At 67.4% G+C, this 25,585-nt stretch carries 17 protein-coding genes; 11 read left to right on the top strand and 6 right to left on the bottom strand.

The window, feature by feature from the left end:
- Positions 1-141: 141 nt before the first annotated feature.
- Positions 142-936, bottom strand: a complete 795-nt coding sequence (locus I1A62_RS15080) for a hypothetical protein (protein WP_219459030.1) — start codon at positions 934-936, stop codon at positions 142-144.
- A gap of 381 nt (positions 937-1,317) precedes the next feature.
- The gene (locus I1A62_RS15075) at positions 1,318-1,632 is read right to left on the bottom strand and encodes a hypothetical protein (protein ID WP_219459029.1); all 315 of its coding nucleotides are present in this window, start codon (positions 1,630-1,632) and stop codon (positions 1,318-1,320) included.
- Between I1A62_RS15075 and I1A62_RS15070 the strand changes: the two genes are divergently transcribed.
- From I1A62_RS15070 to I1A62_RS15020, 11 genes are all read left to right on the top strand, one after another.
- Positions 1,631-1,834, top strand: coding sequence for a calcium-binding protein (locus I1A62_RS15070; protein ID WP_219459028.1), 204 nt, complete (start codon positions 1,631-1,633; stop codon positions 1,832-1,834). The two genes, I1A62_RS15075 and I1A62_RS15070, sit on opposite strands and share 2 nt — an antisense overlap.
- A 552-nt stretch (positions 1,835-2,386) precedes the next feature.
- Positions 2,387-2,890, top strand: coding sequence for a hypothetical protein (locus I1A62_RS15065; RefSeq protein WP_257890806.1), 504 nt, complete (start codon positions 2,387-2,389; stop codon positions 2,888-2,890).
- On the top strand, positions 2,887-5,598 hold the full coding sequence (locus I1A62_RS15060) for a vWA domain-containing protein (RefSeq protein WP_219459027.1): 2,712 nt from the start codon (positions 2,887-2,889) through the stop codon (positions 5,596-5,598). The genes I1A62_RS15065 and I1A62_RS15060 overlap by 4 nt, the downstream gene beginning before the upstream one ends.
- A gap of 48 nt (positions 5,599-5,646) precedes the next feature.
- Positions 5,647-9,222, top strand: a complete 3,576-nt coding sequence (locus I1A62_RS15055) for a tubulin-like doman-containing protein (protein ID WP_219459026.1) — start codon at positions 5,647-5,649, stop codon at positions 9,220-9,222.
- A 1-nt stretch (position 9,223) separates the two neighbouring features.
- Positions 9,224-11,926, top strand: a complete 2,703-nt coding sequence (locus I1A62_RS15050) for a magnesium transporter (protein WP_219459025.1) — start codon at positions 9,224-9,226, stop codon at positions 11,924-11,926.
- Between the two features lie 38 nt (positions 11,927-11,964).
- Complete coding sequence (locus I1A62_RS15045) at positions 11,965-13,947, top strand: hypothetical protein (RefSeq protein WP_219459024.1); 1,983 nt, start codon at positions 11,965-11,967, stop codon at positions 13,945-13,947.
- Positions 13,944-16,688: a hypothetical protein gene (locus I1A62_RS15040; RefSeq protein ID WP_219459023.1), complete on the top strand. Its 2,745-nt coding sequence runs from the start codon at positions 13,944-13,946 to the stop codon at positions 16,686-16,688. Before I1A62_RS15045 ends, I1A62_RS15040 begins: the two co-directional genes overlap by 4 nt.
- 28 nt (positions 16,689-16,716) lie before the next feature.
- On the top strand, positions 16,717-17,727 hold the full coding sequence (locus I1A62_RS15035) for a hypothetical protein (protein WP_219459022.1): 1,011 nt from the start codon (positions 16,717-16,719) through the stop codon (positions 17,725-17,727).
- Positions 17,724-18,893 (top strand): hypothetical protein, encoded by a 1,170-nt coding sequence (locus I1A62_RS15030; protein WP_219459021.1) that lies wholly within the window; start codon positions 17,724-17,726, stop codon positions 18,891-18,893. The genes I1A62_RS15035 and I1A62_RS15030 overlap by 4 nt, the downstream gene beginning before the upstream one ends.
- A 142-nt stretch (positions 18,894-19,035) precedes the next feature.
- Entirely contained in the window at positions 19,036-19,983 is a 948-nt protein-coding gene (locus I1A62_RS15025) for an HNH endonuclease (RefSeq protein WP_225857889.1), read from the top strand.
- Positions 19,980-20,222 (top strand): hypothetical protein, encoded by a 243-nt coding sequence (locus I1A62_RS15020; protein ID WP_124389640.1) that lies wholly within the window; start codon positions 19,980-19,982, stop codon positions 20,220-20,222. The genes I1A62_RS15025 and I1A62_RS15020 overlap by 4 nt, the downstream gene beginning before the upstream one ends.
- Positions 20,223-20,233: 11 nt before the next feature.
- On the opposite strand, the gene I1A62_RS15015 is transcribed toward I1A62_RS15020, so the two are convergent.
- From I1A62_RS15015 to I1A62_RS15000, 4 genes are all read right to left on the bottom strand, one after another.
- Positions 20,234-21,034: an HNH endonuclease gene (locus tag I1A62_RS15015; protein WP_219459020.1), complete on the bottom strand. Its 801-nt coding sequence runs from the start codon at positions 21,032-21,034 to the stop codon at positions 20,234-20,236.
- Between the two features lie 154 nt (positions 21,035-21,188).
- Entirely contained in the window at positions 21,189-23,066 is a 1,878-nt protein-coding gene (locus tag I1A62_RS15010; RefSeq protein WP_029539427.1) for a DUF2075 domain-containing protein, read from the bottom strand.
- A gap of 483 nt (positions 23,067-23,549) precedes the next feature.
- Entirely contained in the window at positions 23,550-23,909 is a 360-nt protein-coding gene (locus I1A62_RS15005; RefSeq protein WP_124389638.1) for a nucleotide pyrophosphohydrolase, read from the bottom strand.
- Between the two features lie 543 nt (positions 23,910-24,452).
- Positions 24,453-25,493, bottom strand: a complete 1,041-nt coding sequence (locus I1A62_RS15000; RefSeq protein WP_219459019.1) for an HNH endonuclease — start codon at positions 25,491-25,493, stop codon at positions 24,453-24,455.
- Between the last annotated feature and the right edge of the window lie 92 nt (positions 25,494-25,585).

Genomic DNA, 25,585 nt, shown 5'->3' with positions numbered 1-25,585 from the left:
GGCGTCAACGGTTGAGTGCGTGAATCTTGTTGCCCTTGACCGACCGGCAGTATTGAAGGTGCTCGCCAGGTGCGACGAACTGGGCGGGACGAGTTTCTCAGCAATTTCGGGTCCGGTCGTGCTCTGAGTGGGCGGTTCTCCCTAGCTCTTGCCTTGACCAGGCACTTCATCGGCAGGGACTGTCCTCCGATGATCGCGGATCACTCGCGTGAGGATCGCGTCGAAGGTGACGGGTACTCGTCCTTCCCGGTAGAGCGACACTTCTGCGCTCAACCAGGCTCGTCGGCTATTTTCCGTAGCCTTTCCGAGCTGATAGAGGCGCGCCTCTATCGCCTCCGGCGTGACCCCAAACTCCTGGGACCAGGCGTACATATCGCGACAGTACCGGGCATATGTCGTGACGGGCCTGTTCACGAGCGAGTAGGACGTGCCGGTCACTGTCGGCAGCGCCGACTCCACCCGCGAATCGAATATCAAGCACCGCGGCTCAGGTGAAGTACGATCACCGGCGAAGAACAGGACCTTACTGAAGAAGGCGGGACCCAGCCTGGGGACCTTGTAGTCGACGAACGCTCGATATGCATCCTCGATCTTTCCGGCATGGCTGGCGGTAGCACCTGTTCGGAGCGCTGTGAGGAGTCGGGTTCGCCCATCGTCGGTCGCGGCGAAGTCGACAATCCGCCCGGCGTTGCGGAAGTTGCCCATCACACCCCACGCGAGTATGTCCCAGAACAGTTGAAGTAGTTTCTGATCGTCGCCGGTCGTGCGGGCGATCTCGGCGAGTTGGAACAGTTCGTCCCGGTCAAAGCGGTCCGATGAGATTCGCACTCCCTTGTTCGCCCACTGGGTCGTGTTGACGGGTGCCGGCTCGAGCTCGCTCGATAGCAAGTCCGACCTCATCAGATCTGCTATTCCGGTTACAGACTCGCGCCACATCCTGAATCCGCCCCTCTTCGCGTCTACCGGTCGGTCGTGCCGCTGACTCAGTCGTCCTGACAAGCCGCACCGTTACGTCAACCGCGGAAAATCTGCAATCGACCGGTGCGGACGGAGCTTCCGTGGTCGCCGATCAGGTAGCTTCCGAGGCCTTCTCGGTCCGGTTTGCGCGATGACAAGGTGCAGCTGTGTCGGCGACACGCCCGAATTATGTGGGCGTCCATGCCGTCTGGTAATAGTTTCACCCATCGCGCCGTCGGGGGTTGACGAATACAGCTGGCGCGACCGCATTCACATTTTCCGCCTGCGACCACCCGCGGGCGAGAGTTTCCGGGCAGGCCGCCCGCATTTCCGAAAGGGCACTGCTGTGTCGATCGATGTTCAGTCCACCAAGGTCAGCACGAAGACGGGAACCCGGGGGCTCGGGGTGCGACGGTCGGTGTTCTCCTCGATCGTCGGGGGTGTGGGAGTCGTCGTTGTGGCCGCCGGCCTTGTCGCCTGCGGCTCGGGTGAGTCCTCGACGACGGCATCGGTGGCCACGACCACGACCACGACAACCACGACGACACGCCCGACGACGACGGTGCCCGTGACCACTCCGGTCGCGGTGGCGCCTGTGGCTCCGGTGCAGCCTGCGCCTGTGGCGCCGACCGTGACCACCCCCACGTTGGTGCCGATGCCCGCTGTGGTCTGCATGAACCTGCAGACGGCACAGAACACGATCCAGGCGGCGGGGGTCTTCTTCTCGCGCAGTGCCGACGCGACCGGTGCGGGACGGAAGCAGGTGCTCGACTCGAACTGGGTTGTCGTGGGTCAGCAGCCGTCGCCCGGTGAATTGATCGGCGAAGGAGACGCTGTGCTGTCGGTTGTGAAGATCAGTGAGCCGAACAACTGCTGAGGCGTCCCGCAACTCGTAATGCACTGACACCGGCAGAGGCTAGGGGCGAAAGTCCCTATTTCGCACGGTCGTGTCGGTTGAACGGTGTATTGATCCGGTTTTGTTGGCGCGCAATTTATTAGCTACATCACCGTGGTTGGCGCGGATATGTGTGACGCCGGGTTTGTCTGGTATTAGTTTCAACTAACGTGCTCTGAGGCGGGCGGCTGGGCCGAGGAGCGGGGGTGTTGTCATTCGCTTGAATGAATCTCGGCCCCTCCGACGCGTTGATCGGGAAACGTGTCGGAGGCGGGGTGTAATTTCGGCAGCATAGTTCGACGTTCAAAGAAATGAGGGGGACGGGCGCGCGTGGTCGACGCCGCCGATTCTGTTGTGGCCGCGGTGCCGCCTGCTGGGTGACGCTGACGGCCGCGGTATCTGTGACTCACTGTGCCGCTTATTGTTTCATCATCACTCGTGTAACGCTCGTCGCAATGTCGCGATGGAATGTTCGATCACCACACCTGATTCCCCGTGCGTCTGCGCCCTACCGCGAGAGAAATTCGTGCCTCGATGACCAATCCCTTCGACTTCAGCGATTACGAGACCTCTCGTGATCGCCCGTCCACCGACGCACCCTCGCCGTGGCCGGCTGCAGGCCAGTTCGGTTCGACCTCCGCCGACCCCTTCGGATCTCAGCCCACCACGTTCGCTCCGACCGCGGCGGCGGAGCCCTTTGCTGCGGCGCCGAGTCCGCGGCCACGCGTCACGATCGCGCGGGGCGAGCCGCCGGTCATCTTGCTTGTGCTGGCCGGATTTGTGGCGGTAGCAGGGCTGGTTGTCGCGATCGCCCTCGGTTCGATCACCGCCGTTGTCGTCGTCGCGTGGGTGCTCGCCGGTCCGGTCGCGTTCGCACTGCTCGCCCGGTTCACCGTGCTCGACACGGCTCAGCGGGCGATGCCGGTGTACTTACGGTCGAAGGGGGCTGAGCGGGGATATTGGGTGGTCGCTGTCCTTGCGTTGGCGGGAATCGTGGCGAGCGCGTGGCACATTGCGGAATGGGCGGGTCGACTGTGAAGAAGGTAGCTGTCCTCGCGGCGATGATGCTCGTACCGCTGCTGCTGGCGATCCCGACGGCATCCGCCGCCCCGACGACCGCTGCGGTCGGCGATTTCGGTGGATGCCTGGCCGCGCAGCAACAGGGCGACCTGCTGCTCATGGTCGATCAGTCCGGCAGCCTCCAGGGTTCCGACCCCGACGCGGCGCGCGTGTCCGCCGCCAACTACCTGCTCGAGCAACTCAACACGTTCGGTGGATCAGCGGGTGTGGAACTCAACGTGGCGATCGCCGGATTCTCCGACGACTTCACCGTCCACGCACCGTGGACCCGACTCGACAACGGTTCGCTGCCCGCCCTGCAGGGTGAGGTCGAGAGGTTCCGCACGCGCACGGACGGCATCGACACCGACTACTGGAACGCGCTCGACGGTGCCCGCCGCACGCTCGCGGAACGCGACGGCCAATCGGAGGCCAACCGCTGCCAGGCGGTGGCGTGGTTCTCCGACGGAAAACTCGACTTCACCGTCCGTGATGCCGAGAAGCCCTACTCGCCGGGAGTTTCCCTCGGCAGCGATCAGGGCGTTCAACAGGTGGTCGCGGCCGCCCGGGAATCGATCTGTCGCCCCGCCGGCATCGCCGATCAGCTGCGCTCGTCGGGAATCGTCACGTTCGCGGTGGGGCTCGCCGCGGGCACCGCACAGCCCAGCGACTTCGACCTGATGCGGTCGATCGCCACCGGCGGCGACGGGGCGTGCGGAAAGGCCACGTCATCGTCGCCCGGCGACTTCTACCTTGCCCAGAACATCGACGACCTGTTGTTCGCGTTCGACGCGTTCAGCACACCCGGTCAGGCGCCGATCGAGGGCGAGACCGGTGTCTGTGTCGTGAGTGTGTGCGACGAGGCGCAGCACCGCTTCGTGCTCGACGACTCGATCAGCTCGGTCACCGTGCTCGGCTCGGCCGACGCGGAGGGACTGATCCCGACCCTGGTCGCTCCGAGCGGGGCGCAACTCCCACTCGACCGTGGCGGTGCCCCCACCACCGCAACACTGGACGGCGCCCAGGTGGCGTACCGGTGGATGTCGCCCCGATCGGTCAGCTTCACGATGACCAAGTCCGACGATTCCGCCCAGTGGCAGGGCATGTGGGCCCTCGTGTTCGTCGACCCGGACGGCTCCAGCCCGCTGGCCCGCTCGAAGACGAACATCCACATTTCGGGCAACCTGTTCCCGGCCTGGCTCGGCATGGACACGTCGGCCGTCCACAGCGGCGAGAAGACGTCCGCCATCCGTCTGGGCATCGTCGACTCCGACCGGAACGAGATCGACCCCTCCGACCTGTTGGGTAGTGCTGCCCTGTCGGTGTCGCTGACCGACGCGGGGAACGTCGATCATCCGTTGGTCGAGCGGATTGCCAAGGAGCACATCGGCGATCCCGTCGAACTCGATTTCACCCAGGTTCCGCCGGGAGCGGCGACGCTGCGGCTCACGCTCGATGTGACGACGGCGGACGCCCGGTCCGCGTCCGGTGACGTCATCGCCCCGGGCACGGCGTTGACGCCGCAGTTCGTCGATGTCCCGCTCACGGTGTCGCCGCCGATCGGCTACCCCGTCGTCTCGTCGACGGTCGATTTCGGCACCGTCGAGGGCGCGGGGCAGTTCGCTGCGAGCATCCCGATCACCGGTCCCGGTTGCGTGTGGTTCGACGGGGCCGCACCGATCGCGCTCGATTCCGTGCCCGACGGCGTCGGTGACGTCGGTGTCTCCGCCGGGTCGGCGCCGTCCGCCACGAACTGCCTCGAGATCGGTGAGGGCCAGCAGGCGAGTCTTCCCGTCGACCTGTCCGTTCCGGCCGCGGGCAACGGCTCCCTCAACGGGTCGATTCCGCTGATGATGTCCCCTCCTGGTGAGCCCGACCGCGCGCTGCCGATCAACGTCGCGTTCTCCGCCGAGCTGCAGAAGCCGCTCAACAGCGGGCGGTTCTGGCTCGTGTTCGTCCTGGTGCTCCTGTTCAGCGTTGCTGTGCCGCCGCTCCTGCTCTACGGGGTCAAGTGGTGGACCGCCCGCATCCCGGCGAAGACCCTCAAGGCGATGCGCGTCGGTGTCACGATCGAGGGCGGGCAGGTTCTGCGGGACGGTGCCGAGTTCGGCATCCGGGAGAGCGACCTGAGTCAGCTCGTGCGCGGCCTGAACAAACCCGCGCGCAGCCTGGACGTCGAGGGTGTGGAGTTGCGTACGCGGATCGGTCTGTCGCCGTTCGGGCCCGGGTACGTCGTCGCACAGCAACCCGGCCTCGTCGCGGCGTCCGGAGCCGAATCGTCGGTCGACCGGCGCACGGGTGGTGCGCGACTTCCGCTGGCCATCCACAACAACTGGGTGGTGCTGCACGATCCGGACGGGCCGGCGAACCTGGCGACCGTGCTGCTGCTCGTCGGCGCCGACGCGACGGACGACAGCAACCGCCGACTGGTCGCCGACCTGGTGCGCAAGGTGCCGGGCCGGGTGGCCGACCTGAGGGCCGCGCACCCCGGCGCGACCCCGTCCGCGACGCCACCGAGTGCACCACCGTCGTCGGACCCCTTCGGTGCTCCCGCCCCGACGTTCGGTGCGGCACCCTCCTGGGACGCGGCCCCGACGTTCGGCGGTACGGGACAGAGCGGCGCGGGTGCCCCGGCCCGCTCGTCCGCCGGCGACCCGTTCGATCCGTTCCGGCCACCCGGCTCCTGACCCGGATCGTTCTCGACTTCAAGCTCTCTCTTCTGTGAAAGGACCGTAATGAGGCGGTTTCTCGTAGTCGGTTGCGGTGGTTCCGGCGCTGTCACCCTCGCGTACATGATGGATCAGTTGCGCTCGGATCTCGCTGCCGTGGGCGTCGACCGGATCCCCGGCGGGTGGCAGTTCGTCAGCATCGACGTGCCGACGGCTCCCGAGGCGGGGCCGGACGGCCTCGACAACGTTCGCGATCAGGGCGGTTTCTACTTCGGCAGCGGCCCGCAGGGTGACTCGTACGCGGTGCTGGACAACGCGCTGACCAACCAGCTCACCGCGAAGCAGAGCCTCGACGAGATCGCCACGTGGGCGCCGCGCGACCCGTCGTCGGTGACGGTGCCGATCGGATCGGGTGCGGGCCAGTACCGCTCACTCGGCCGCATGATCACGCTGAGCAAGGCCGGCGGCATCCGCGACACCCTGCAGCGTGCGTGGGATCAGCTGTCGACGGTGGAGACGGCCAGCCAGATGTCTTCGCTCAACGTGCCCGGCGGCGGGTCCTTCGAGCAGGGGGAGTCGCCGATCGTGCTCGTGGTGTCGTCGATGGCCGGCGGCGCCGGTGCGTCCATGGCCCTCGACGTGTGCCGCCTGCTCACGCTCATCCCGGGACTCGACCCGCGGCTGATGGGCGTGTTCATGGTGGCGCCCGACATCTTCGACGGACTCGGCAAGAGCGCGACCACCGGTGTCCGCGCCAACGCGCTGGCGATGCTCGGTGAGATCGTCGCCAGCCAGCTCGGGTCGGCGCGCGAACACGACGTGGAGATCCTGCGGGCACTCGGCCAGCAGCACGGCGCGGGCGAGAAGGTTCCGTTCGCGCGGGTGTTCCCGGTGGGCCGCAAGGTCGGTGTGGAGGGTGCACCGTTCGGCGACGGATCCCAGAAGGCGATCTACCGCGGACTGGCTCGCGGCCTCGCCGGGATGATGATGAGCGGCGCGGCCACCCGTCAGTTCGTGCAGTACGACCTCACCAACGGTGCGGGATTGCCGGGCCAGCGGGAGAACATCGGGTGGGGCGGTCAGTGGGACAACCTGCCGTGGGGAACCTACGGCTTCTCGAGCCTGAGCATGGGCCGCGACCGTTACGCCGAGTACTCGGCGCAGCGGCTGGCTCGCAGTGCCGTCGACCGGCTCCTCGACGGCCACCGTTCGCCGGGCAGCCCGGTGTCGGACGAGGATCAGGTCAACTCGATTCTCGACGGTCAGTGGAACAGCCTGCTCGCGGCGATGGGACTCCCGATCGCGCACGCCGACGCGCGGGGCGCGCAGATGGGGGTGGGCGCCTGGCTCACGTCCGTGGTGCTGCCGTCCGCCGACGCCACCCGGATGGCCGGGCAGACGGTGGAACTCGAACTGCGCGGGCATCTTCCGTCGGGTTCCGGTCTGGTGGCGGGGCAGTGGGTTCCGGAGATCCGGCAGGCGCTGGGACGACGCAGGCAGGCGCTGACGAGTTCGGCCGAGCAGCACGCGGTCGCGCACGCGTACATGTGGCACAAGGGCCTGGTGGACCGGATCGAGGGGACGGTCGGCAGGTCGATCGCCCAGCTCGGTCTCCCGTACGCCACCGCACTGGTCAGCCGTCTGCTCACGTATTGCAAGGATTCCGTGCGGACGGGTGCCGAGGACCTGTCGCGGCGCGGACCGGAAGACATCACGGCGCAGACCGCGGATGCGACGCAGGTGCTGACCAACCTCAAGGGCAGCATCGAGAGTGACGCGGAGATCCTCGATCGGATCGTCGCCGACTGCCGTGACAACGTGTACCGCCAGCTCTATGCGTCGCTGTCCGGCAAGGTCGCCGAGGTGATCGCCGCGCTGGTGCCGGAGGTCCTGCAGCCGCTGCTCGACGCGTTGAACGAGGAGCAGACCGCGCTGCGCCGTGCCCGTAACAAGCCCGCCAGCGATGTCGGGCTCGCCCGGCTGGCGACGGACCAGTACGGCGCCTGGCCCGCCGACAAGGCCGATCGGGTGCCGAAGCGGTTCGCGGAAGCCAACAACGAGGTAATGCTCACTCCGTCGGCGGACTTCATGGATCAGTACCGCGGCGACCTTCCGCTCGCGGTGACGGCCTCCGAGACCGGGACGCCGCCGTTCGCCGCGGCGGTCGAGCAGGCCGTTGCGAGCGTCGTGACCGGACTGTGGACCACGGTCGACGGCACCCGGACGCCGGGGGAGGACCACTCCCTCGTCGAACGCACCGCGGCCTGGCGGTCGCGGGCGTTCCCGATCGACCCGAACACCCGTGAGGCCCTGGTGCCGTCCTCGGCGCGCTACGACGTGCACGTCCGTCCCGTTGAATTGCTCGATCGGGCGCGGAAGTTCGTCGGCCGCACCGGAGAATCGTTCGACCGGTTCTGCCGGGTGTCGCTCCGCGAGTACATCGAGGACCACACCGTGCCCGCGTATGCGATCGAGGAGCGGCGGGACCGCCTGCAGCGCAAGTTCACCGAGGCGCTCTCGCTCGCGCGGCCGCTGGCCAGCGTCAACCAGCAGGCGCTCGAGGCGCTGCACCCGGGACAGCAGGTGGAGTACCGCTACAAGTTCACGTCGGTGCCGTTCCTCAACCTGCCGGTCGCGGACACGCTCTCGCAGGTACTGCAGAAGGACCCGATGATCGATCACGAGACGGAGGGCGAGTTCGCGCGGCTGCTGTCCGACGAGGACCGGCTCACCCGCATCGACATCTTCGGCTCGTACCCCAACTACTCCCCGCTGGCGTACGACTCCGTGCTCGGGCCCGCTGCCAAGCAGTGGGCGGATTCGACGCCGGCGCAGCAGGAGTCGTTCTGGAGGTGGCGCCGGTCGCGTCCGCTGGCCGCCTCGCTGCCGATGCACCGCGACGAACGCCGCGCGATGACCGCCGGGTGGTTCCTCGGGCTGGCGATCGGGCAGGTGCGGTTGCCCGCTGCCCCCTACGACGAACCGGTCCGGGTGTGGGACGCCGGCATCGGCGACTGGGTGGACTTCCCGAACCCGCTGCTCACGCCGCCGTCCCGGTTCACGGTGAGCAACGACTGGCTTCCCGCGGTGCTCGAATCGGTGTTGCTCGCGATGGCGCAGTCGCACGAGCCGCCGGTCATGCATTCGATGCTGCCCTACCGGGCGCTGCGCGCGGTCTACGACTCGTCCGCGGAAGACCCGGTCAGCGGCATCCACGAGGTGTCGGCGAAGGCGCGGCTCACCGACTGGCTGCGCACGGGTGTGCCGGTCACCGGCTGGCAGTCGCAGGTGGACAACACCGGACCGGAATTCTCCGTCGCCGAGCGGGCCGGCAATGCCGTCGCGTGGCTGTCCAGGATCCGTGACCTCATCGGCGAGCACTACATGGAGCCCGGGCAGGACGGGGCGCCCGGCGGTGGCGCACTGTCGGTGGTCGGGTTGCGGGAGCATGCCTCGCAGACACCGATCTTCCGGGACATCGCACCGGACGTGTACTGGGCGACGGGCGAACTGATCGGCCTCGTCGAGGAGTGCAAGGTCCGTGCCGAGCGACCGGAGCAGCCGAACCACGCTCCGGTACTCGCCGCCGCACCGACCGCGATGGCGCACGCCCTCGTCCTCCCCGACGCCGGTCAGTTCTGACATGAGCGTGTTGACGGTGTTCCTGGCGGCGGACGGTCCGGCGCAGGGTGTGCGGGACGTGCTCCGAGACCTGTCCGCGGCCGGGCTGGTGTCGCCGTTCCTGTGGATCGACGACACCGCGGTGCTCGCCGACAGCACCCGCCTGCGCGCGGTGGAAACCACGGCGGGTACCGACACGGCGGTGGTGCTGCAGGACGTGCTGGCGTCGCGGCGCATCGACCGGGTGCGGATCTGCGTGCTGGTCGCCGGCACCGCGCAGGTCGATCCGGAGTCGGTGCGGTTCGTCTCCGAGCTGCTCACGTCCAATTCCGGCGGAGCGCGGTCCAGCCGGCTGCGACTGCTGGTGCGCCGCCCCGGGGCCGACGACGGGGGCGTCACCACGCTCGCCGGCTGGCACAACCTGCTCATCGCCCCCGAGGACTCGCGCGGCCCGGGAATGGGACACGAATCGCTGGCGCCGACGGCCGATCCCCTCGCCGTCGGACGGCACGCCGCCCCGGTGATCGCCGGTGTGACCGGGCTGTGGAACGACGCGCAGCACGCCCCGTTCGACGACGAACCCGTGCTCCCCGGCAACGCGCTGCGCGTGGTCCGGTCCTACTACCGGCGCCTGGACACCGCGCGCGCCGAGCACGACCTCCGCTCGGAGCTTCTCGACTTCGGCGGGCTGATGCCGTTACCGCACGACGCGGGCACCAACGTGCTGTATGCCGACGACGTCGCGGCGGCGACGTCGACGATGGCTCGCGCGTTGTGGCGCAAGCACAGTGCCCTGCTCAGCGGTGAACGCGCGGAGGCACCGGGTGCGGTCGAGCCGCGCACCATCCGGTTCGTGCAGGCCCTGCGGATGTTCTTCTCCTTCCTGTTCGCGGTGCTGCGGAACGCGCCGGCCCAGTGGGTCGCGCGGGTGGCCAACCGGGCGTCGGCGTCGGTGGCGTCGGCAACCCAGACCACCTTGTTCGGATCCACCCGGGGTGCCTACCGCGTCGTCGTCGGCGGTGTCGACGCGGACGGGCACAAGGTCGCGTGGACCGACTACGAGGCGGCGTCCAAGCAGATCGGCGCGATGCTCGACGCGGCCGGCGCCACCCCGCAACCGGTGACCCCGGACCTGTCGGCGCTGTGGCGCGACTACGCCCGCGCCGCCCTCACCCTGTCGGACGCCAGTGAGCGTTCCGCCGGTCTGCCGCCGGTGCAGGTGGGCGCTCACCGGGCGATCCTGCGGACGGCGTCGGACGTGGTTCCCGGCCCGGGCGACCGGTTCACGGACATTCCCGGAATGGTGTCGGCCACGCTGAGCCTGCACGCCGTGGAACCGGCGGACATTCTGGGGGTCACCGAAACCCGGGATCGTCTGCGGGAATTGGAGCAGGACCCGACCATCGGACTCGACGCCCGGCGGACGAGTTCCGCCCTCGGTGTGTGGTGGAGCCGGAAGCAGCGCAGTTTCGCGGTGTCGTTCGGGTCGATCCTGACGAGCCGCCTCGACGCGACCGTCAACGAGTCCCGGGTGCTGCTCGAGCGCCTCGACAACGCGGAGCAGCGCCAGAACCTCGCGGAGGCCTGCGCGGAGCAGCAGGCACACATGTTCCGTCGCGTGCGCATCGCGACCGTCGTCTTCCTCCTGCTCGCCGTCGCCGCCGGAGTGTTCGCGTGGCGCGAGATCATCTCCTGGTGGTGGGGCGGCCCGGCGATCGCCGTGTGCGTGCTGGCGTGGGCCGCGGTGGTGGCGATCGTGTGCCAGCGCACCCAGCAATTTCTCGAACGGCTGCTGGTCGAGCGTGACGCTGCCGCGCGGGCCGATGCCGCGGATCGGGCCAATCTGCGTGTCGCACTGCGGGAGATCGAGCACCTCACCGGGGCCTACCGGCAGTTCCTGTCGTGGAGCCGCGCGCTCGGTGCGTTCCTCGCCGAGCCGCTCGGTGCCAGTGAGCAGACTCGGACGACGTCCCGGACCGTGGGGTGGGGGTTGCCCCGGCACACCGCGATCGCGTCCGGGACGCCCAGCACCGGGCAGGTGGAGCGGGTGGCCGAGGCGTTGCGCCGTGACCTGTTCACGGTCGGCTGGCTGACCGACCCCTGGGACACGGTGCTCGGTTCGGCAGGTGCCGCGCTCGGCTCGGCGGGCCACGACATCGACCGGGACCCGGGGCTGCTGGCCGCGAAGCCCGGTGCCGGTTCCGGTTCGGCGCTGGACGAGTGGTCGCTTCGCTTCGATCAGGGCAAGATCCGCGCGACCGGTGCCGCCGTGCTGTGGCAGCGGGCACTCGCCGAATTGACGGGAACTCGAGAAGAACTCGCCCACGGCCTGCTCGAGACGGTCGAGTACTTCGACGAGGGAGCGCCAAGGCGGGTCGGGGTCGACGAGTTCGTCGCCGGCATCGGCACGAGCTCGGACGGGATCGGGTTCTTCGACCGGTCGATCTTCAGTGACACGGCGTCGACCAAGGGGCTCTCCGCGGTGTCGGGTGAGACGGTGACCCGCGTGCGCGTCGGCTGCGGGCTCGTGGCCGTCACGACCCAGTACACCGACGGACTGTCCGACGAAGATCTGCGTGCGACCCATGGGCGCCGCGCCGATCCGGTGGAGATGCAGCAGATCCCCGAGTTCGAATTGCGTCCGGCCAGGCAGACGTCGACCGCCCACGACAGTGCCGTGAGAACCGCATTCGTCGTCCCGGTCGTCGACGGCCTCAACTTCTGAAAGCGAGTGGAACCGTGACCGAGGTTGCCTCCCCAGCAGTGCCCGATGGTGCCCTCGCGGCATTGCAGCAGTGGCGACAGCAGCAGATCGTGGACGGCAGGCTGCGCCCCGGCGTCGTCAAGGACACGCATCTGCAGCAGATCCTCCGATCGAACCGGCGCACCGCCGAGGAGATCGAACCGATGCTGCCCCGGCAGGCGAAGCCGTTCGTCGACGACGTCGTCGCCGTGCTGACGTCGGCACCGGCCCCGGCGACCACCCGCGCATCCGAACCGGCCGCGCCCGCCGCACCGACGCCGGTCACCGAACCCGCACCGGGCAGCGAGCACGTGGTGTCGCTCCGCACCGAGGACTTCTGCGAATTCCTGCACGCCGACTCGGATCACCCCGTCGGGGCGGTGACGATCAGCACCGAACCCACCGGCGGGCACCTGCTCGAGTGGGAGCCGATGCAGGCGCAGGCGGGACAGACCGTGCTCTACCGGGTCGTATCCGGTGAGAACCATCGCGCCTACAAGCCGGAGGCGGGCCGGCTCGTCGGTGTCACCCGGGGCACACTCCTCGTCGACACCGAACCCCCGGCCGCCGCGGTGCGGCACCTGCAGGTCTGGTGCCACGTCGGACGCGACGAGCGGGACGCCGTCCGACGGCAACCCGTCCTGATCGCGGAGGGCCACATCCTCAGTCCGGTCACCGATGTCGTCGTGATGGAGGACGAGGGGACTGTCATCGGGCAGTGGAGTGCGTGGCCCACCGTCAGCACCGTGCGCGTGCTGCGCATCCCACTGGACGGAAGCGTCCGCGTCGACAACGACCAGCGGCACCGCATCCTCGCGGACCAGGCCAATCTCGGCGGGTTCGTCGATCGCGACGCCCGCCGCGGGCAGCGCTACCTCTACCGCGCGATCTGCGAGGTGGAGGTGGACGGGCACACCCGGCTGTCGGCGGTCGCGCAGGCCGAGATCGCGGTGTCGGCGGTGCTCGAAGAGGTCGAGGACCTGCACGTCACCACGCACGGCGACAGCGACAACCTGCGGTTCGATCTGCAGTGGACGCCACCCGGCATCGGCGCCGTGATGCTGTACCGCACGGAGTCGGCGCCGCGGGCCGGTCTCGACGGCGCGGTGCTCGCCGCGGACGCCCTCGAATTGTCGGGTGGACTGCCCGGTTCCGCGCGGCTGGTGCACCCGGCTGTCGCGGACGAGGACGGCACGCACCGGATGACGGATGTGTCGTGGCCGCGGGGCTGGGTGCGCGCGTACTTCACCCCGGTGACGGCGCTCGACGGGCAGGTTCAGGTGGGGCGCACGTTCATCGCGACGCGTCCGCTGCCGCCGCTGCGGGACGTCCGGATCGTCGAACGCTGCTCCGAGCAGGTGCTCACGTTCCCGTGGCCGGAGGGTGCGGCGTCGGTGTCCGTCTACCTCAGTGCGCCGGAGATTTCCGCCGAGCACGCCATCGAGCAGCGGCCGATGGCCGAGATCTCCCGCTCGACGTACGACCGGGACGGCGGACTGCATCTGCCCGAACCGCTGCCCCCGCGGGGATGTTCCGTCCACGTCGTCCCCGTCGCCTACACGGCGGGTGAACGAATCGTCGGGATCCCGGCCACCGTCGAGTACCCGGGACTGCTGCGCATCGAGTACCGGCTGGAGACCAAACGCTCGCCGACCGGGAACGCCGCCACCGCCGTCATCCGGCTCGCATCCGAACTGGAGTTGCCGACGGCACCGCCGTTCGTCGTCGTGTTCAACGCCGGGCGGTTGCCGCTCAGCGCCCGCGACGGCGAGCCGCTCGAGGTCCGCGGTGACGGCCAGACCACGGCCGGGGCCCGCAGTTTCCACCCGCGCGGTCTGCGCAAGGAATTCGGCCAGCCCTGGACGGCCGACGTTTCCGGCAGGGTGGGATTCCTGCGCGTCTTCGCCGATGTGCGGCCGGAGACCAACCGGACTCTCGCGCTGATCGATCCGCCGGTCGACCAGCTGCGCCTGCTCGACGTTCCGCCCGGACCGGTGGAATGAGCGCACCGCAGCAGACACCCGGACCTCCGCGGTTCGGTCAACTCACCTACACGTCGTTCGACGCCCCCGACCGGGGCCGGGCGGGCGGCGGCTGGCAGGTCAAGGACGTCAGCAACGGCGTCAGCGCTGCCGAACAGGAATTCATGCGCGCCGGCGTCGCGACCCGATTCGACTCCCCACAGGCACTCCCGCAGTTCCCGACACCGGCCGACATCGCGGCGCGACCGCGGCGCCTGGTGTACGCGCCGACCGAGACCGGCGGCTGCTACTGGCACACGGCGCCCGCCGGCGCCGACGCGTCGGGGCGGCCCGGCAACGTCTTCGCGCACGTCGTCGTCGACCGCGCCCCGGACACGTCCGTCCGGCCCGTCGAACGGTGGGGTTCACCCGACTGGCTCGCCCCGTACGGCGCGGACGCGGTCGCGGCCGCCGAACTCCCGGGCAGCGCGCCGGCGCCGGCCGGAATGATCGATCGCGCAGCAGTTCTCGACTTCCTGCTCGATCCCGGAACGTGGCGCGTCGGTGTGCTGGGTCTGCTGCTGGACGCGGTGGACCAGGCGATACACGGCGGCCCGCGTGTCGTGCTGGGATGCGCCGACGCGGAGAACGCGGCCCGGTGGATCGGCGCGGTCTCGCATTTCATGTCGCCCGGTGCGGCACAGACCTTCGGCTGGTCCACCTTCGACCGCAGCTCGACCGTCGTCGACACCCTGTCCCGGGGCGTGCATTTGGCCTGTGTGCCGGCGCGTGACGCCGTGGACGCTGTGGACGGCTGCGTCGTCCTCAATGAGACGGATACCCCCGACCTCGGCGAATGGGGCGGGGAACCGCACCGGACGGCGACGGGGCAGCTGGTGCCGGTCACGGCGTGGTCGGTGCTCGCGCAGACCGTGCTCGTCGATCCCGGCAGCGCCCGACGCGCACTCGACCACCAGGACACCCTGGCCGCCGCCGTGGGCGACCGCGACCTCGCCGGTGCCTGGCCGCTCGCGATGGCCGTGCTCACGAATCCCGCACTGCACGACGCCCTACCCGAGGCCACGGCCGTCGTGCTCGCGCAGTCGCCGGACACGCTGTCCGCGTTCCCCGACGAGCTGGCGGTCGTCGCGCACGTGGTGGACGAACACCTGCCCGGAAACATGGCCGAGGCGTGGCGGGTGGTCGCGGACTGGCAGCACGGCGGCCGACCGGCACCGGTGGTGTGGGATGTGGCCGGACGGGTTCTCACGTATCGGGCCCTCGCCGACCGTGATTGGATCCGAGCCTCCGGACCGGCCGAGTTCGCCCTGTTCGAGACGTGGCCTCATACGGAGGATCTCGAGCGGGCAGCCGAGAAGGCGCTGTCGGCGCTCGTGAGCAGCCGGGGGGCCGATCTCGCTGCCGCCGCGCACGATGCCGTGAATACACTCGACCTGCTCCTGCACGCACACCTTCTCGGCGACTCCGGGCACGACCTCGCCACCGACCTGCTCGACCGCGTCGTCGTCCCGGTGCTGTGCGATCACGAGGCGGGCCCCGCGCTGGTCGCCGGGCTCGGCGCCGTCGGAACCGACACCTGCCGTCTGCTGCAGTCGGCCGTGGTCGGTCATCCGGTGTTCGCCGGGCGCCCGCTCGGCACGCGGCTCGCGCCCGACGTTCTGCGCTGGCTCGTCGACGAGGTGCGCGTACCGACCGCCGAGGAACTGACCGCGGCGCCGTCACGCTGCGCCGAACCGCTGTGCGCCGTCGTCGCTGACGCGGTGTTCTCGGTGGTCAAGAGCGGCACCGCGGTGCACAAGAAGGCGTGGGAAGGCTATGCGCCGCTGGCCCTGTGGCGGTCGATCTACGAAGCGAGCGCCGGCGGCTGGGCGCCGAGCGATGTCGATGCGCTCGTCGACGCCTACGCCTGGACGGTCGCGCAGTGGTGCGAACTCGTCGGCGCGTTCCCCGATCACGTCGCACCGCGATTCCTGCTGCCGGTTCTCGTGCTCGAGCCGTGGGGCCGCGAGGTGGAGATGATTGTCAAGCACATCGACGCGAACCGCGGCGGCGCCCAGGCGGTCTGCGGTGCCGCGCACCCCGTCGACGCGTTGGCGGTGTCGTGGGCGCTCATCCGGGCGCAGGATCAGTGGGACCGGATCGACGATCCGAGGCTCCGGCGCGCGCTGGAACGGCACGGCTGGCCGGTACTCAAGGACTACGGCGAGGCCTGTCCGGCGCAGCTTCCGCCGGATCTCCTCGTCCGCCTCGCCGTGGTCGCGGTCGCCGGGTTCCAGTTCTTCCCGCCGCACAACGGCACCTACATGCCGACGATGCCCTCGAGTCACGTCGACGCGTTGGCCCGTGCGGTGGATCAGGACTCGGATTTCGCGGTCACCGCCCTGGTGGATCTGGTGCGCAGCGGTGCCCTCAACGAGCACTGGGTGATCCGGTCGGCGGTGCTCAGCTCGCCGGCGGCCCCGCACATCGAATCGGTGCTGAACCGCGACGACCTGCTCTGCCGACTCCAGGTCGGGCCGGCGCAGGCGCGGCGGTCGCTGCTCGAGCAGGTCGCGTCGATCGTCATGGGTGACGGTGACTACCGCGGTCCCGTCGGCACATTCGAGGTGTCTGCGTCGCTGCGCGCCGAGATGCGGGAACGCCACGACGTCGCCGATCGATTCCGCGCCGGGGACGCGTATGCGCGGTTCGCGTCCAGTTGGCTCGAGGACGTCGAATCAGGGTTCGTGCTGCTCGCTCACGAACGGTCGGGCCGGCGATGAGCGGGACGACAGTACGCATGCGCAACGCATGCAGGGGAAAGGGACTGAACTGATGTCGGGATATGTGCTGAACGGTGCGGGACGCGTCGAACTGCCCAACCGGCCGCTCGCGGTCACCGTGGCCGCGGCCACCACGGCCGTCGCCGTGCGCACCACGCTGCCCGACGGCAGGCCGGCGGAACCGGCGCTGTATCCGCGGGTCGGGCTGCTGATCCTGCCGCGGGTCGACACCGAGATCGTCGTCGTGGCCCGGCCGGACGGCGAGAGCGCCGCGTTCCCGAATGGGACGGTGCTGCAGGTGACGATCGGCGTCGACAGCAGTCGCGACCTCGACTCCGAGCGCGCCGAGCTGACCCCCGTCGACGTGTCGGGGCTGCACCAGGTGGAGTTGGCGACGATCGCCCCCGCGGGGCCGAGGCTCGCGATCACCGCCCGCCGCACCGCCGTGGACGTGTCGCTCACCGACGTGGGTTCCCGGGCCCGGTCGGCCGCGCGCAGCGCCCTCGCGCTCGACCGGCTGCCCGAACCGCGTCGCTTCGACGTGGAGGTCGACGTCGACACCACCATGTCGATGCTCGCGCGCATCGACGACGGCAGCATCCGCACGGTGATCGACGTCCTCTCCGGGGTCGCCGCGGTGGTGGGCGCCCGCGAAGAGCTGGCCGTCCGGCTGATCGGCCATGGGGTGACAACACTGCCCGTCACCGAACTGCGGGACGTCGCGAATCAGGTTCAGGCCGAGCTCGACTCGGCCGCCCTGGGGATGGGCTTCCGTTCGGCAGCGGTCGACCGGGGTGAGCGCGACACCCGCACCCTGGCGTTCACGGTGACCGACGCCGTGCCCGCCGACTGGGACGGTGCGTGCACCGACACCGTGATCCGCCACCTCGTGCTCGTCGGCGATACGGCCGAGGGTGGGCCCGGCGTCACCGCGGTGCCGTCGAGTGCGGCGCCCGAGCTGTCGAGTCTGTCTGTAGTGGTGACCTCGCTTTTGGCCGATGTGTCGGCGAGCTTGTTTGCGGAAGGCGTACGACGATGACGAAGTGCCCGCGGTGTTTCACTGCCCTGACCGGCGACCGGTTTGCGTGGACGGCTGTCGCCCCGACGGAGGTCGAGGTCGACGACGTCGCCACCAGGTACCACGGCAGCCCCGTGCGGTCGGGGAAGGTCTTCGAGCTTCAGCGCCCCGCCGACGCCGCCGACGACTGGGCCCCCGAGGACGACTACGCGACGGGCAAGGCCGGCGGTCCCGCCGTGGAGGTATGCCCGTACTGTCACTACCGGCTGCCCGTCGGCTGGCGTGAAGGGCGGGCTGCCTGCATCGCGATGGCCGGCGCGCGTGCCACCGGAAAGACCGTGTACATCGCGGCTCTGGTGAAGACGCTGCAGTTGCTGGGGGAGCGGCTGAACCGGGTGGTCGAGCCTGCCACCGGTGAGACCGAGGTGAACTTCCGCGAGCACTACGAGCGGCCGCTGTTCGAGGAGCGGGGCATTCTCGAGTCGACACCGGCCTCGCACACCGGCAATCCGTATCAGCGGGAGCCGCTGATCTTCAGCCTCGGCCCGGGCCTGCAGGACGACACCCGGCAGTACCTCGTGATCCGGGATGTGGCGGGGGAGGACCTCGAGAACCCGGGCAACGTGGATGCGACGCATATGCAGTTCTTTGCGCAGGCCGACGGTGTGGTGTTCATGTTCGATCCGCTGAAGGTCGAATCGGTGCGGCAACAGCTGCATGACCTGGTGCCGGCGCAGGAGCGGGTCGGCGGCGACCCGCGGTCGGTGCTGCGGACGGTGTTGTCGATCATCGGCGCAGGAACCCCGAACCTAGCCGTCGTGCTGTCGAAGTTCGATGCGCTGCAAGCACTCGAGCGTGTGGAGGGCAGCGACTGGAGCGAGATCATGTCGCAGCGGGGTGCGGCCTTCCTGCGTGACCCGAGCCTCCAGCGCGCGCCGTATCACGAGGTGGACGGGCAGCTGCTGCACGAAGAGGTGCGCAGCCTCCTCGACAAGCTCGAGGCGCGGTCGATGGTGATGTCGGTGGACCAGCCGGCCACCAGCAACGCCCTGCCGAGCCGGTTCTTCGCCGTCTCCGCGCTGGGCGAATCACCGGTCGGAGATCGACTCCACGACAGCGGGATCTCACCCTTCCGATGCCTCGACCCCGTGCGCTGGATCCTCGCGCAGCGGGGGGTGTGGGTGTAGGGCGGTGCTGCGACGGTTGAGGTCCTTGACGTGAGAGCATCGCGGTTGAGCGAATATCTCGACAGTAAGAACATGCAGTAGAGAGGCAGTTGCTTTGGCGCCGAGTGCTTTGTCGGAGTTCCTCGAGCCGACGGACAGATCGTTGGACGAGCAGTGGAAGGCTGTCCTCGCGCGAGGGGTCGTCCCTGCCGGCACTCGTCAGGTGAAGTTTGTTCCGTGCGAAGTTGTGTTGTCGCTGTGCGCATCGTTGTTGGTCGACCACCGCAAGTACGGCAGTACGAGCGCACACCGGGCCGAGTATCCCGTGCAGCACCTTTCCCGATTGTTCAAGCGACCGCCGTCCAGCTTCATTGCCAAGATGGCGAACTTGGACGGGAGTCGTAGCCACGGTGGTCGTCACGAGATGGAAGTCTCGACGCGTCTTCTGTCGGACAGCACGATGATGCAGGACGTCTACTTCCGCATTCTGCGGGCGGCACGCACGAACGGGATCGATCGGGAGCAGTTGCCGGACTTCCTCGACCTCGAGGACGGCGGCGCTCTGTGGTTGGTAGGTCAGGAAGAGCTGGTCGAGAGCGAGATCGAGAAGTCGCTCGAAAGCATTCTCGAGAAGCGAGCGCGCGAACAGGACGACGTTCCCCTGGAATTGACTCAGCGGCTACTGACCGCGACAGTCCGCATCGGCCAACATCGCTTTGCCCAGGGCGTACTCGCGAATCATCAGCATCGGTGCGTGTTCTGTGGATTGAGCGGCATCATCGCGGGAGAACGGCGTCCGCGGATGCTCACTGCCAGCCACATCAAGCCGTGGCGTGACAGCACAGGCAAGGAACGGCTCGACAACCGCAACGGATTCACCGCCTGCCCCACCCACGACGTCGCGTTCGACACGGGGCTGATCACAGTGGATTCCGATCTCAACGTGAAGTACTCGCCGGGAATCGAGCGTGACATGACGATCGAAGCTCCCCTTCGTGCGGCACTCGGCAAACCGCCATTGGCAGACAAACTGATACTCCCCGATGTGGCCGTGCGCCCTGACGTGGTGTACCTCGACTGGCACCGCACCCAGATATTCGTCGCATCGTGATCGGCAGAGTTTCCGGCTTGACGCCGGCGTGGATCAGGCTCATTGGCACTAAGATTAGGAAGGACGGTTCGGTTACGAACGATGTACCCGAGTCCGAGCAGTCGCTCGTTGACCTCGTTTTGGAGTTGGCGGACGCGGACGACCAGCTGTCGGAAGAAGTCGGCCTCATAGTCTCGGCTGCCTTGGAGTTGGAGGGCTCTCAGAGCGACGCTCTCGATTCCGAGACCGCGGCTGCGTAGTTGTATCCAGGTTACTGGTGATACCACTCGCAGCCTTTTCGATGCCGCCGTAGCGCATCGGAGTCCGGGCGGTAGGCAGGATGTAGGGGGACCGTTAGTGGTTTGTCGTGAAAGTTTCCGTATTCGCTGTCGCGAAGCCATGGTGCGAGCTGGACCGTCAGGTGCGATGACACTGTGATCAATCCGAGGTCGAAGAGTGCGTGAATATCCGATCGGAGAAGGAGTCCGTTTGCGACGCGGTTCGTGTGTGTGCCGAAATAGCGGTCGATGTGGGCGGCCTCGAGCACGGAGATGACCGCTGAATCGGTAACTGCCCACCGGCCACGATACGCGTCGATGAGTGAATTCCGGAAACGTGCCTGGCCGCGGCGGAGAGCGATCTGGCGTTCGGCCCTTTCTCGCATGTCCTCACCGATCTGGTACGCGACTGGGATTGTCGTGAATGTGATATCTGCTTGGTTGCCGAATAGAGATTTTACAAATGCGCTAGTCGCCGGTTCGTTGACAGGGTTTGCAGGCGCCGGGGGTGCATAGTTGCGCCCGGCCGCAACCTGCATCTCGCCCCAAGTTGCTGGTCTCGTGACGTCCTCACTGACCAGCTCGAATTCGAATCGGTGCGAGTACTGGTTGTGATCGTCGGTCCAGTGGGCCGGGCTCGCGCTTGGTCCGATCATGTACAAACTCGAAGTCGCACGCACCCAGGATCTGAAGCCAGTGCCCGAGAGCCAGAAGAAGACATCCTCGCCCGGAGCGATGTCTCGGAAAGGCCCGGGCTCGCGGACATCCCAGAAACCGTCGTCACGCGCGATCACCCAGTGTTGTGGAGTCGTCTTTCCGATCTTGACAATCCAACTCGTCAAAGCCCAATCGCCTATCCGGTATCGCACCGGGTGGAGGCATATCCTGAAGCGGAAGCCTGTCGGGCCGTGCTCGTGTGTTCGGTGTTCTATTCAGTAGTGCTGTGACTCAGTTGGTTTCGCTCACCAAAGCGCGGAGAGCGTCCTGTGTCTCTTCGTCCGTCGAGTAGATGACCGTGCCCACCATCCCGCGAGTGAGGAGCACCTTGTAGACGTTGCGTACGAGTTTGTTGAATCGCACATCATCGACCCTTTTCGTGTTCCGCATGTCGGGGTCGCGATTGGCGGAGCGAACCGTTTTGAACTGGCCGTCGCGCCAGACGAGATCGGGTCCGAGGATGACGCCATTCCAGTCGTACTCGAATCCCTGCGCGGTGTAGACGCAACCGACCTGGTCGAATCCACCATCCGCGGTAGCCCACAACGGTGCTGGTGGCGCGTCTCCGACGCGTCTGTCGCTCTTACTGTTCCAGGGCCGTGACCAATTGCCAATCTGGACATCGGCGGGTAGTGAACCGTCCTTGTTCGCGTCACTCCAAGGCCAGCAATAGCCAGCTGTCATTCGGGCGGTGTAGCCGCGCTCCTGCTGCTGAGAGAGGAGATGTTCCAGTTCTTGCGGTGTATCGGCAACGCGAACCGCGAACTGCGGATCGCCTCTCCACGGGTAGGGTCCGCCCTCGACAAGCCCGAGGAGGCGCTTGACCCAAAGCACGTACTCCTCGCTGCCACCGCAACGGAACTGTTCGCCGAGGTGGACGTGCTGCGTCTCTAGGCCGATCGTCTTGGCGTGACGCTGGATCTGTTCGAGTGAACCCATTTCGCCGGGACGAACCACCTGATGCTCATCCAGGAGAAACACCGGTACGCGTGCGGCGGCGATCAGCTCGTCGATCTGGGGGCGGTCGGTTCGCAGTTCCGCCTTGGTGTACCGGTCAACGGACGTTTCACGGATGCGGTGGGCCTCGTCGAGAACAAGCACGTCGAGCCCATTGCGGTCTGCGGTCATGAACTGGTTGAAGTACTTGAACATCTTCTGCACTCGAGGAGCGCGTGCGCCGGCCACCTTGCGGAGAGTCTGCGTGAATGATCGGGACCCGGTTGCGTGCAGGACCGTTCGCCCACGTCGGGCGAGCTCACCGACGAGTGACAACGCGATCACACTCTTGCCGCTTCCCGGCCCTCCTGTGACCACGATGATCCGTTTTCCGTCGTTGGCCCGCGCCTGCTCGACGGAATGCAAGACCAGGTCGACCGCGAGCTGTTGCTCGCCTAGCAGATGGAACTGTGGTCGGTCGCGAACTTCGGCGGCCGCAACTTTGAGGAGCTGTTGGGAGGGCGCAACCGCGGAGCGGATCAGAGTGTCGCCCGCAGTGTGGCCCGTCGTCGCGGACAAACGCGTCTTGAGAAACGTGAGCATGTCGCCCCGGTCCGCTGCGGTGAAGAGCCGCGCGGTGGTGGTTGCAGGAAAGGCTCTCAAATCCGCAACTGCACCCGGATCTGTGGCGTTGTGGAGGTACGCGATTCCTGCGAGCGCATCAGGCTGGTCGGCGAGGGTTTTTGCGAAGTCGGCGAGGTACTCACAGTAGGCCTTCACTTGCGCAACGGGGTGCAGCTTCGGCCCGCCAGGCATGCCGGGTACTTCGACGAGTTCCGCGCTGTTCTCGTAACGATAGGCTGTAGACCACTGTTTGAGTTCGACTACGACGTATGACGGCGCGCCTGTTTCCGGATGGGTGCCGGCAAGCACGACATCTGCTCGCTGCGATGTCAGCGGAAGGTGGTACTCGACAAGCATCTCCACGCCGCCCAGACCTGCGTCCGCCAGGTCGCGGGCCAAGACCGGAAGACTTCGGCTCCAGGACTTCTGCTCGGCTTCGCTGGCACGGTGGCCGGTCCTGAACAGCATCTGTTCCAGTAGCTGTTCAGCCAGGGACTCGGGATGAGCCATGCCGACAATTCGGTCGGCAGAGGTACGAAGCAAGGTCACAGTGGGGTCCCCCGGGCAGCACGAATCCAGTCGTGCGGGTGGGGGCATGTCCGTAGCTGCGAATCGCAGCGGAAGTCCGTCGGGCCGCAACACTCAGATTAGCCGAGTTGCATCGGCGGCTCGTGCAGCGGTGTGCCATGTCAGCCGAAGGACCCGCGAAGTCCAAGGAGTGGCTGCTTCCACCAATTGGCCGCCAACACGCCACGTTCGGACGAAAGTGTCCATCTCTGTCTCGGACGCGGCTCGCCGTGGACACAGACCCTGTGGTCAGGTGCGTTGGGACCGATACCGCAGGCGATTATCGGACACCGGGTGGGCTGCCTTTTGTGGGTGGCTCGGCGGTGACCAGTTCGACAACGCCATCGCTCGCACCCCCGGACGTTGCTGGTAACTGCCAGGCGGCAGTGGTTGGCGCCGCGGCCCGGACATAGCACCATGTCCGAGATTTCTCGCAGCCAGCAGGGTGCAGCGCGACGAGCGACATCAGCTTTCCCCCAGCTCTGTGTACTTCGTCGCCCTGCCCCGTGACTCCACTTCCGGGTACTTCTTGTCGTTCAGCTCGACCTTTTTCCTCACGACTTCGGCGAGGTCAATGTCCAGGATCTCAGCCAGCCGCAGCAGGTAGATGAAGACATCGGCGACCTCTTCCTCGACATGCGCACGCGTCTTCGCATCCTGACCGACTGCTCCGCTTTGCTCGGGAGTCAGCCACTGAAAGATCTCGGTGAGCTCGCCGACTTCGCCGCTGAGCGCCATCACAAGGTTCTTCGGGGTGTGGAATTGAGACCAGTCTCGGCGCTCGGAGAAGTTCGATACCAGTGACTGGAGATCTTCGATTCCCATGCCGAATTCTTATCACGCTCATCGGTTGAGCTCGACCGGGCACGGAAGCCGGATCTGGGGCATACCTCTTCAGGCGGTCCCCGCGAGCGAGACGTGAACCCGAAATCTGGGAGCTCCGATCGACAAGTGCACGTCGGCGGCGGACACGCGCGGCGGCCCTGCGAGCCAGTTGGTGTAGTGGGCGTTCCGATGGGTTCACCCACAGTCGGTTCGATCTGATTCACCGACGGTCAATGTGTTCCAAGTCACCAAGCGACGCGGAGTTGGCGACAAGGTGCAAGGCCGCCGGGGACACCAAAGGATGAGCGCTCTGCAGGGCCGAGGAGTGACACCGCAGCCACACAACTGACGTGGTCGCAGACCCGGCGCCCGTGTGGGTCGTCGACCAGCAGTTGCGACCGGATCGACAGCGCCGACGGGCGGACCTTTCGCCCGGGTGGTGATCGTCCCGTTGGTCTTCAGGGCGGTCGTCGACGTGGTGGCCGCTCTATTACGCCGCCGCATCCGCCTCCACGAATGCTGCAGGCGTTCCGCGGGGCCGGCTCAGGCCGTGTGCGGCTCGTAGTCGCGTACCCCGCGCCAGAGAATTGAGCCGACGGGCAAGGAGGCGAACAGTCCGTCGGCCGCGGATGACGTCCGTCGATACAGCAGCGGGAGCCGCGTTGTGCGTGCAATCTCGGTGAGGTGTGGTCGCTCGAGCGCTCGGTCGACATGGGCGCGAACCGGGATGCTCGCGGACTTGTCGAGGTTGCACCGGCTATCGGCCGCGACCAGGTTGGCGACACCGTCGATCGGGATCATCGACCACGCCACTACGTGATCGACATGGACATCGCCGGCCATCCGCCTGTCGCAGTAGAAGCAGAGGTCGTTTTGAAGGTCACGCAAGGGTTCCACCAGGGATCGCAACGCAGTGCGATCCGTGCCGAACAAGAAGCCGTCCAGGTCTTCCGCGTCGAGTTCAGCGCGGTTGAAGGCGACGACGTCGTGAGTCCATGCGGTCCGGATGAAGGCGCGAAGTAGCGCGGAGGTGCGGCGCAAGCCCTCCGGTATTCCGGGCCGCAGGGTGATCGTGCCGATGCGGTCGACCTCGCCCACCGTCATCTTCTTGTGGAAACCCGATGCGTCGAAGAGGAAGTCGTCACGAGTGTCACGATCGCGCACGTGGGGGACCGTTTGAAGATGAGTGAGCGGTTGTTGCGCGACAGTAAGTCGCAGTGACCGGATGAGTCGTACGTAGTCCGGGCGCTCCGCTTCGCGTGCGGCCTCGGCGGTTCTTAAACTTTCGGCGGCCAGCTTGATGCGAACGTCGGCGATCCGGTCTGGTATCGATCGGCCGCTCTTGTTCTGAGACAGTCGGCCATGATCGTTGAAGACGCGAACGTGAGGCCAGTAGTACGCCACGATTCGATGCGTGATCTCGTTGACGGGCACGATGAGACTGCCGTCCGGGGCGGTCGTGTTCTCCACGCAGATATCGACCAGCGCGAGCAACGTCGCCAACTTGTAGGTCGATTCACGACGCCCGGACTCGAGGAGCTGTACTACGCGACCGGCGACGTCGACTGGGTCGAGTGGTGTCACTCGCGCCACGTTACGTCAGCGATCTGAGTTATTGGACGGCGGTTGAATTCCGCACTGCTGATTCATGTGCTTGAGAGATACGGTCAGACAAC

The sequence above is a fragment of the Rhodococcus sp. USK10 genome (genome assembly GCF_019378875.1).
Taxonomy (GTDB): domain Bacteria; phylum Actinomycetota; class Actinomycetes; order Mycobacteriales; family Mycobacteriaceae; genus Rhodococcus_F; species Rhodococcus_F pseudokoreensis.
The sequence above is the reverse complement of the archived record's forward strand: the minus strand, read 5'-3'. Positions and strand labels throughout refer to the sequence as shown.